The sequence below is a fragment of the Kitasatospora sp. NPDC032150 genome, from assembly GCF_055579945.1.
The window spans coordinates 24023-31357 of sequence record NZ_JBVIMH010000052.1; the positions used below are offsets into that span (position 1 = coordinate 24023).

At 63.7% G+C, this 7335-nt stretch carries 11 protein-coding genes and 1 pseudogene; 1 reads left to right on the forward strand and 11 read right to left on the reverse strand.

Translation table 11 applies throughout. The features are described from left to right. Positions 1 to 3 precede the first annotated feature (3 nt). The 3 genes from ACZ5ON_RS33795 to ACZ5ON_RS33805 form a co-directional block, all read right to left on the reverse strand. Positions 4 to 360 carry a hypothetical protein gene (locus ACZ5ON_RS33795; protein ID WP_465600809.1) on the reverse strand — a complete coding sequence of 119 codons (357 nt, stop codon included), beginning with the start codon at positions 358 to 360 and terminating at the stop codon, positions 4 to 6. A 53-nt stretch (positions 361 to 413) separates the two neighbouring features. Further along, positions 414 to 692: a hypothetical protein gene (locus ACZ5ON_RS33800; RefSeq protein WP_465600812.1), complete on the reverse strand. Its 279-nt coding sequence runs from the start codon at positions 690 to 692 to the stop codon at positions 414 to 416. Between the two features lie 375 nt (positions 693 to 1067). Continuing rightward, the gene (locus tag ACZ5ON_RS33805) at positions 1068 to 1985 is read right to left on the reverse strand and encodes a phage tail tube protein (protein WP_465600815.1); all 918 of its coding nucleotides are present in this window, start codon (positions 1983 to 1985) and stop codon (positions 1068 to 1070) included. A 67-nt stretch (positions 1986 to 2052) separates the two neighbouring features. On the opposite strand from ACZ5ON_RS33805, the gene ACZ5ON_RS33810 reads away from it, so the two are divergent. Continuing rightward, positions 2053 to 2385: a GNAT family N-acetyltransferase gene (locus tag ACZ5ON_RS33810; RefSeq protein WP_465600818.1), complete on the forward strand. Its 333-nt coding sequence runs from the start codon at positions 2053 to 2055 to the stop codon at positions 2383 to 2385. Here the strand turns inward: ACZ5ON_RS33810 and ACZ5ON_RS33815 are convergent. The 8 genes and pseudogenes from ACZ5ON_RS33815 to ACZ5ON_RS33850 all read right to left on the reverse strand — a co-directional run. Continuing rightward, positions 2370 to 2756: a hypothetical protein gene (locus tag ACZ5ON_RS33815; protein WP_465600820.1), complete on the reverse strand. Its 387-nt coding sequence runs from the start codon at positions 2754 to 2756 to the stop codon at positions 2370 to 2372. The two genes, ACZ5ON_RS33810 and ACZ5ON_RS33815, sit on opposite strands and share 16 nt — an antisense overlap. Next, the gene (locus ACZ5ON_RS33820) at positions 2753 to 3100 is read right to left on the reverse strand and encodes a hypothetical protein (protein WP_465600823.1); all 348 of its coding nucleotides are present in this window, start codon (positions 3098 to 3100) and stop codon (positions 2753 to 2755) included. The genes ACZ5ON_RS33815 and ACZ5ON_RS33820 overlap by 4 nt, the downstream gene beginning before the upstream one ends. Further along, the gene (locus tag ACZ5ON_RS33825; protein WP_465600825.1) at positions 3100 to 3432 is read right to left on the reverse strand and encodes a hypothetical protein; all 333 of its coding nucleotides are present in this window, start codon (positions 3430 to 3432) and stop codon (positions 3100 to 3102) included. Before ACZ5ON_RS33825 ends, ACZ5ON_RS33820 begins: the two co-directional genes overlap by 1 nt. Then, positions 3404 to 4000 carry a hypothetical protein gene (locus ACZ5ON_RS33830; RefSeq protein ID WP_465600827.1) on the reverse strand — a complete coding sequence of 199 codons (597 nt, stop codon included), beginning with the start codon at positions 3998 to 4000 and terminating at the stop codon, positions 3404 to 3406. Before ACZ5ON_RS33830 ends, ACZ5ON_RS33825 begins: the two co-directional genes overlap by 29 nt. A 4-nt stretch (positions 4001 to 4004) precedes the next feature. After that, the gene (locus ACZ5ON_RS33835; protein ID WP_465600829.1) at positions 4005 to 5090 is read right to left on the reverse strand and encodes a hypothetical protein; all 1086 of its coding nucleotides are present in this window, start codon (positions 5088 to 5090) and stop codon (positions 4005 to 4007) included. A gap of 19 nt (positions 5091 to 5109) precedes the next feature. Further along, positions 5110 to 5673, reverse strand: a complete 564-nt coding sequence (locus ACZ5ON_RS33840) for a hypothetical protein (protein WP_465600831.1) — start codon at positions 5671 to 5673, stop codon at positions 5110 to 5112. Between the two features lie 73 nt (positions 5674 to 5746). Beyond that, positions 5747 to 7228 carry a phage portal protein gene (locus ACZ5ON_RS33845; RefSeq protein WP_465600834.1) on the reverse strand — a complete coding sequence of 494 codons (1482 nt, stop codon included), beginning with the start codon at positions 7226 to 7228 and terminating at the stop codon, positions 5747 to 5749. A 23-nt stretch (positions 7229 to 7251) separates the two neighbouring features. Further along, a pseudogene (locus ACZ5ON_RS33850) lies at positions 7252 to 7335 on the reverse strand (transposase); the annotation flags it as partial.

Consider the following 7335-nt stretch of genomic DNA (forward strand, 5'->3'; position numbering starts at 1 on the left):
CTCCTAAAGGTTGCTCATCTGAGAGAAGAAGTCGGACAGCTCCTCACCGGAAGCGAAGTCGTCGACGGGCTCCACGAGTTCAGGCGCCTCCTCGCCTGGTCGGGGGAGTGGCTTCGGGAGCTCAAGGCCATCGGCCTTGTCCGAATTGGCCTTGATGAAGAGGTAGTTGGCCAGTTCCAGGGCGTCTGAGACCCGAGCCAGGAGGTGTTCAGCGGTACCCCACTGCGTCGATTCATTCATGACCGCGAGCAGAGTCGAACGGCCAGCCTTGTGCATGAGGGACTTGATGCAGACGTGCAGACGTCGCAGAGAGAGCCGTCCGCGCCATACGTCGAGAAGGTCAATCCCGAAGAACTCCATCAGGTCGGCTTCGAGTTCCTCGGGGTGCTCTCGGATGACACCGACGACTTGGATCAGTTTCCCGAACCGGCCTGTGCCTCGTTGATCTTGGCACTCAGCTCCTGGAAGTCGCGGACAGTCGGGCGGGTGGCCCGGTAGGCGGACCACAGGTCGTCGCCGACGACCAGCTTGACGGCCTCCAGCTCGTCAGCCGCCTCCAGCAGCTCAAGCGGCATGTCCAGCGGGTGAGGAATGACGAAGGTCAGGCCCCGGTGCTCGAAGGTCTTTGGGGCCTCGGTGGCCTCCGCCTCGGCAGCGGACTTCGGGGAAGCGGTCGTCTTGACAGCAGGCATGGGGACCTCCATTGGTAATTTGCATGGTTAGCCCAGATATGGGGCGTTTTGCGCAAGCTCAAGGCAGGCTCAGATAAATCACGGATGATCTACGCTGCCTTTTTCGCCTTTGCCGTATGGTCTCGGCATGGCTCAGAACCCAGACAGGCGGAGGGCGGCCCGAACCCCCGCGCAGGCGCACGTAGTTACACGCGTTGCTGCCGGCAGCGGTGCAGGGCTCGGAACGCCACAGGACGAAGACAGGAACAAACCCCAGTTCGAACTGCGCTGCGGTGGACTTCACTTGACCATCCAGCGAGTTCCCGTGTGGCTGATCACACTGGCAACCACCGTCGCGGGCACCGGTGCGGCCTGGTGGACAAGACGGTGAACGGCTTAGCCGGCCACGATCGTGCAGGTCTTCGAGGTGCCGTTCTGCAGGTTGTCCGCAACGGCGAAGCAGTAACTGACGCCAGCGTGGGTCACCTTGATCTCGGCCTTCTCCTGGCCCTGCGGCACGGTCACGTCCAGCGAGCCATCCGCGTTCAGGGTGTTCACCGGGGTGTAGGCCGTACCAGCGGCGTTCAGCAGGGAGACGGCAGCCGGGCCGGTCAGGTGCGAGGCGGTCACGTGGGCCGTCCACGATCCGGTGTTGAAGTTGTTCGTGGCGAAGCCCGGCACGGTTACGGCCGAGGTGAACGGAACGGCCGGGGCAGTGCCTGCGGGGCCGATCGAAGTGTCGTTGGTCAGGACGTAGCCGAGGTTGCCGTTGAAGTCCAGCGCATCGATGGTGAGTTCGTACTTCTGGGCTGCAGTGCGCTGAAGCGTGATCGCACCACGATCGGCGACCATCGCCCGCGGAATCACTGCACGGTACAGGGTGCCCTTGTGGCTCCAGTCCACAACCAGGGAGACTTCTTGAAGCTCAGGAGTGGACGAGAGGTCGAGTCGGTAGGTGCCGGTCGTACTGCCGGAACTGTCCTTCAGGGCGACCCACGAGGCGCCCCAAAACAGCTGGGTGGTAAGGGCGTTGGTCTCAACCAGGGTGGCCTTGATCTGGAAGCTCGCGCCCTTCACGGTGTAGAGAACCGGAACAGCGGACTGCCACGCATTGACCGGCTCAGTCTCGACCTTCGGGGTGATGGTCACGCCGCCCTCATCGACGTAGCCGAAGGACTGGTATCCGTTCGGGGTGGACTTGCCGTCGCCAACGTCGGCGGGGAGGACGGTGGAACCGGCAGTGCCGTCCGGTGCCGGGGCCATGTACAGGCCACCGTTAGGGGCGAAGCGGATCTTGTGAGCGTCATTAGCCATAGGGAACTCCTCGAAGCGGGGAACAAAAAAGGCCCCTGGCGGGGGCGAGAAAAATTAGGGTCGAGGCGTGAAGGACACCTATGTGGGTCGTGAGGGCGCGTCCTCGGCGTGCCTGCTGTTCGACCCGGCCGGCGCGGGGCCAGCAGTGCTAACCGAGATCGCGGTTCGGGCGGAGTACCGGGGGCGTGGCTTGGCAAGCGCGCTGCTGAGACAGATCACGGCAGATGCTGACCGAGAGGGGATCACCCTGATGCTGAGCGTCGAGCCGGGGCCCGAAGGGCTAGCGTTCAGTCAGCTCGTCGCCTGGTATGGGCGGTACGGCTTCGATCCTGTACGGGACAAGAAGACGGGCCAGCTTGACCCGGAGGTGATGGCGCGGTTGCCTCAGGCCTCGATGTAGAAGATCGTGATCTCCCCGCCGTAGACGTGCTCAACGGACGTGGCGTCGGGGTAGTACCGGGGCGAGGAAATCTCAGCCACATCGAGCACCTGGGCGTTGCCCAGCACCTTGCCCGGCAGGTCTTCAAGGAAGTGCTCCCGGCAGAGGTAGGCCAGGCTGGCAGCTTGAGCGCGGTCCTGGTGGTACACGTCGAACTCGACATCGGCCCGGTCCATGCGGTCACGGACCATACGGAAGCCACCCGAGTGGCCGAGGTAGATCGTGGTGTCGCCAGCCTGGCGACCCACCAGGTCGCCGGTCGGTGAGCTCGCGGGGATGTCGGGTAGCGAGTTGAGGTACTGCCAGAGCAGGCCAACCGGATCGACCTTCACGCGATCCTCGCCTTCTCCAAGGCGTCCTTCAGGAAGAGCCTCCCGGGATGGCGTCGGCCGGCCCGATCGGTCCAGCCGAACTCTTGGAGCAGGGCGTGACGGACTCGGGGATCCGGCTCGATGACGACGTTGCCGGTCCACCCAGACGGGGTGTCCTCAACCCAGCCTTCGATGTTCTTCTTGATCTGGTTCCAGTTGTCCTTCGTGGCACTGGACCGAGGGGCGCTCTTGATGGCCAGCTCGGTGATGTCAGCGGTGTGGAACTCGACCAGCTTCAGGGCCTCAGGAGAGCGGAGAACCTCAGCCTCCCAAACCGTGTTCATCCGGAGAGTGAACTTGGTCATCAGCGCCTCACCCTTCCTGCTCTGATGAGAATGTGTGCGAGCGAGCCATGAGGCCAGTGCCCTGGCTCGTTGTCGACCTCGTACGTGATGCCGCCTGCCTTGATCCGATCCATCGAGTCCACGACGGCCGTGAGCGGCAGGTAGATGGTGACGCGGTCCTGGGTGGTCTCTCTCTCGGCCTTCCCGTGGTGCAGACGGATATGAGCCGGCTGGATGGACGCCAGGCCGGCCCAGACCTTGACCGCGTTGCCCCAGTCACGCCGCTTGGTGTAGGCATCCGCAATCATCGGTGCGCGATAGACCTCAACCGGGTCGGTAAAGTGACGGAGCATCGGACCACCTCCCGTCCGTCCGGCGAAGGATGAGGGATCGGACTGTTCGGCGGTACCTGCCGAGCATGCTCCTGGCGGCTGGTGAGAGGCCCTGGGTCGAGGCAGCCGGCCCAAACTGAACCTCCAGGTCGCCGGTCTTCTCCGAGATGATCCCGGGGGCGATAGACATCCAGCGGATGACCTCCGAGCAGACCGCGGCCCTCACGGTGGCCGGCACGGTGGAGTACCCCCAGGAGCCGGTGATGGTCACTGCCAGGCCATCCCATCCGAGATCCCGCCAGAGAGTCTGAGCCACCAAGGTCCACTCGGTTGCCGGGAGTTCGGTGCCATCGAGCGCAACCGAGGTCACCGTCAGGCCGATCGTGTAGCGGAACGGAATGTCCAACTGGCGGTCCAGGCCCCCGGGAAGAACGAATGATTCATTCGTGTGTTGGGTGAAGTCCCGGTCGCAGTAGTCCTCGACAAGCGCACTGGCGTCCTCCAGGAACGCCACCACCCGCGGCCTCTCCTCGTCCAGGATGGGCCGCCCAAGGCGGGCGGCCACGTCCTCAACGGTTGCGAGAAGCATCGGATCAGCTACCAGCCGGGGCGGTGGCGACAGGGGCGTTGTGGGCAGCCAGCGCCGCTTCGACGTTTCGAGCAACCACCAGCTGCTCGGGTCGGATGACCTTGGCGTCGTAGATCACGCGCGACTTGATCGCGTCGGTGAAGGACTGCTGGGGCTTGTACGCCTCCATCTGCGCGAAGGGGATGACAACGCTGGTCGCGGCGGTGGAACCCATGAAGAGGTCCACGGCCTCGAACTTCTGGTTGCCCTTCTTGATCAAGGGGTTGTTCGGCCGGGTGTGCGAGCCAAGGGTGTTGGCGACCATGACCGGAACACCCAGGATGGTGCCGATGGCGGAGGCACCGTTCGGGATCACCGGGGTTCCACCGTAGACCTGGGCCGAGATGAACTTGGGGTCACGCAGCAGGGCGGAGCGCATGCGAGGGGAGATGAACAAAAACCGATCCGCAGGGGCGGACTTGATGTCCAGGTTCTCCAGCATCGCGACCACGTAGTCGTAGACCGACAGAGGGTTCTTCGCAGCAACCCTGGTGACGTTGTCGCCAGTTGGGGCGTCGGTGATCTCGTCGATCTGGCCGTGCAGGGCAGACAGGCCGGTAACAGCGGCGTTCGGGTCGGCGGTGCCGTTGAGGTCCTTGCCGCTCACAGCGGCGAGGAGGGTCAGGGCAACCAGCTCATCCAGCTTGATGGCCATGGCGCGGGCGCGCTGGGCAATCAGGTTCGACATGAGGTCGATGCCCTGCTTGGTCTGGAGCTGGTGGAGCGCGTCCACCTCGATGTTGAAGCTGGAGCCCTTGGCAACGCGCATGTCGATGTACTGGAGGCTCGCGTGGTCGGCGGTGCCGATGGTGCCGTACGCCGGAACAAGGCCCTTGTCCTGGACCTGGTCGTTGACGAAGTGCGGGATGTGGACGACATCGCCCTCTCGCCGGAACTCGCCCTCATACTGGCGGTTGGTGAACTTGGATGAGGCGAGCACCAGTTCCTCTTCGAGATCCTGAAGAAGCTCAGCCGTCCAGATCTCGGGGATGAAGACATTGCCTGAGTTGGCCTGGTAGCCGGTACCGGCCTTAGTCTGAAAACCAGCCATGCATTACCTCACAGGTAGATCAGATTTCACCCCTGAGAAGCGCGTCCAGCTTGCCCGCCTTACGGGCAGCGTTGATCTCGCTCGGGGTCATACGGGAAAGGTCGTCTCGGGTGAGCTGGCCAGCAGTCGGCGAGCCCTGGCGACCGAGGCCGATGTCCTGGCGGAAGGCAGGGGCAGCGGCTGGCTTGGGAAGGGACGACACGAATGCGGAGACTGCGGTGGTATCCACCGAGCCGTCGGATCCGAGGAATCGGGTCATGTTGAGAAAGTCCGCTGACGGAAGCTCCACACCAGCGGAGGCGGCCTGGGCGCGAAGCTCAGCCTCAGCGAGCCGAGTGCCGACCTCGGCAAACGCGGCAGTACGCGCCTCGGCCTTTGCGGCCTCGATTGCCTTCTCTGCCTCGCTCATGGATGCCTGGCGGAGCTGGTCAAGCTCAGCCGAGGCGTCCTTGAATCGGCCCTCGTTCTTGCGGCTCAGCGACTTCCACTTCTCAACTTCGGCCTGAAGGGCTGCAACATCCGGTGAGCTGGAGGTCGAGTTGCTCGAAGTCGGGTCGGTGGAAGGGGTGTTCTGGTCGTCCATGTGATTCACCATTTCGGCCAAATAGAAAGGGCCCGCATTTCGCGAACCGTCGGGAAGTTCAGCTGTTCAGTTGTCAGGCGCTCTTGCGGGCCTGGTTTCCGTGGTTGCCCTGCGGCGGCTTGCTGGCCGCCTTCTGCGCGGCCGGCGAGGCAGTGCCAGCAGCCTGGATGGTCGGGGAAGCTTCAGCCGGGTTGGCGCCTGCAACCGGATCCTGGATCGGCATCGGGTACTTCTTCGCCAACTCCATTGCGGACTTGGCGTCGTCCTCGCGCATCTGCTTGAAGCGCTCAAGCTGTTGCGGGGTGTATCCCGCATCGGAGAGGAGCTGGTCCCTCGGAACGCCGATCATCTGCAGCTTGAGGAGGGCGTCCATGTGTTGTGCCTCGGTCCGGTTCTCCGGGTCACGCCAGATCGTCTCTGCTGCCCAGGCTTCAGAACGCGGGTCTCCAAGTACCTTGAAGCAGAGACGCATCACCGCTTCCCACGCCTCGCCGAAGTGCAACATCCTCTCCCTGGTCTTGGCGATCAGACCCGCTTCGGCAGCGGTGATCGACTCGCCAGAAGGAACCGTGCCGCCGTTCAGGAAGTAGTGGAACGGGATCCTGGAGATCGAGGCCATGTGCTGTACCAGCATCTCGACCAGCGATACGTAGTTGCCAAGGTCTGCGGCCTCGAACTGCCCGAACTTCGCGTTGGGATCCTCGGCCTGGAGAAGCTTGTCCACCGCCACCTTGAACGGCTCGATCGGGTTGCCCTGGTCGTCTTCCACAATCTCCAGGCCGGTGACGTACCGCTGCGGCCATGCCGCGTACTCCGACGCCACCAGGGCGTCAGCAACCGTCTTGTTGATCGCGTCCTGGATGGGGATGACCACGTGCAGATCGGACACCGGATCGCGCAGAAGGCGTGAGCGGTTCGAGACAGGAACGACGGGGACCACACCGAGCGGGTTGGGCGACCTCGTGGGGCTCTCCCAGCTGAAGGTTCCCTTGGCGAAGGTGTACACCGCGTCTGGGAGCCACAGCGTGACCCATTCCCGGCCCCAGTCGTCTATGTAGAACTTCGCTGCGGCGTCGAGCTGGCGCCGGCTGCCGGGAACGTACTGCACGATGACGTTCTCGGCGGACTCCATCGTGATGGTGGGCCGGCCGTCCTTGTCAGCCCAGACCACGGCGTAAGAGACACCCTGGATCATCGCGTCCAGGTGGGCGGCGTTCGACTCGGCGTCCATGAAGTTGCGCTGCCAGATGTCGCGAGCGTCCTTGTCGGCGTCCGGCTCGTCCGTCATCCTGAAGCCGTCGATGGACATGCGCTCGTTGACCGAATCCACGATCAGGCCACAGAAGTTGTCCCGCCATGTCTCGAAGACCCGGTTGAACTGGTCGAAGTGCCGCCCCTGGCTGAACATCAGGCGCTGTTGCTGGCCGTCGTAGTAGTCGCCGTAGATCCGGTAGGTCAGCCGTCGGCGGCCGAGCTTGGCATAGAGCCAGTCGATCCATTGCTCTGGAGTGTCCGGAGCGATGCCCGTAGGCGCATCAGTCGATGAAGCGATCAAAATCCAACCACCCTAGTGCCGCATCAGGCAACGTTCGCCCTGTTCACGACCTCGCGTAGGCGTTCGTCCTGGGCGTGCTTGTTTCGCCAGATGATGTAGCGGCGGAT

Coding starts and splice junctions, on each gene's coding strand:
- ACZ5ON_RS33795 (WP_465600809.1), bottom strand. CDS start 360: ATGGAGTTCTTCGGGATTGACCTTCTCGACGTATGGCGCGGACGGCTC.
- ACZ5ON_RS33800 (WP_465600812.1), bottom strand. CDS start 692: ATGCCTGCTGTCAAGACGACCGCTTCCCCGAAGTCCGCTGCCGAGGCG.
- ACZ5ON_RS33805 (WP_465600815.1), bottom strand. CDS start 1,985: ATGGCTAATGACGCTCACAAGATCCGCTTCGCCCCTAACGGTGGCCTG.
- ACZ5ON_RS33820 (WP_465600823.1), bottom strand. CDS start 3,100: ATGACCAAGTTCACTCTCCGGATGAACACGGTTTGGGAGGCTGAGGTT.
- ACZ5ON_RS33825 (WP_465600825.1), bottom strand. CDS start 3,432: ATGCTCCGTCACTTTACCGACCCGGTTGAGGTCTATCGCGCACCGATG.
- ACZ5ON_RS33830 (WP_465600827.1), bottom strand. CDS start 4,000: ATGCTTCTCGCAACCGTTGAGGACGTGGCCGCCCGCCTTGGGCGGCCC.
- ACZ5ON_RS33835 (WP_465600829.1), bottom strand. CDS start 5,090: ATGGCTGGTTTTCAGACTAAGGCCGGTACCGGCTACCAGGCCAACTCA.
- ACZ5ON_RS33840 (WP_465600831.1), bottom strand. CDS start 5,673: ATGGACGACCAGAACACCCCTTCCACCGACCCGACTTCGAGCAACTCG.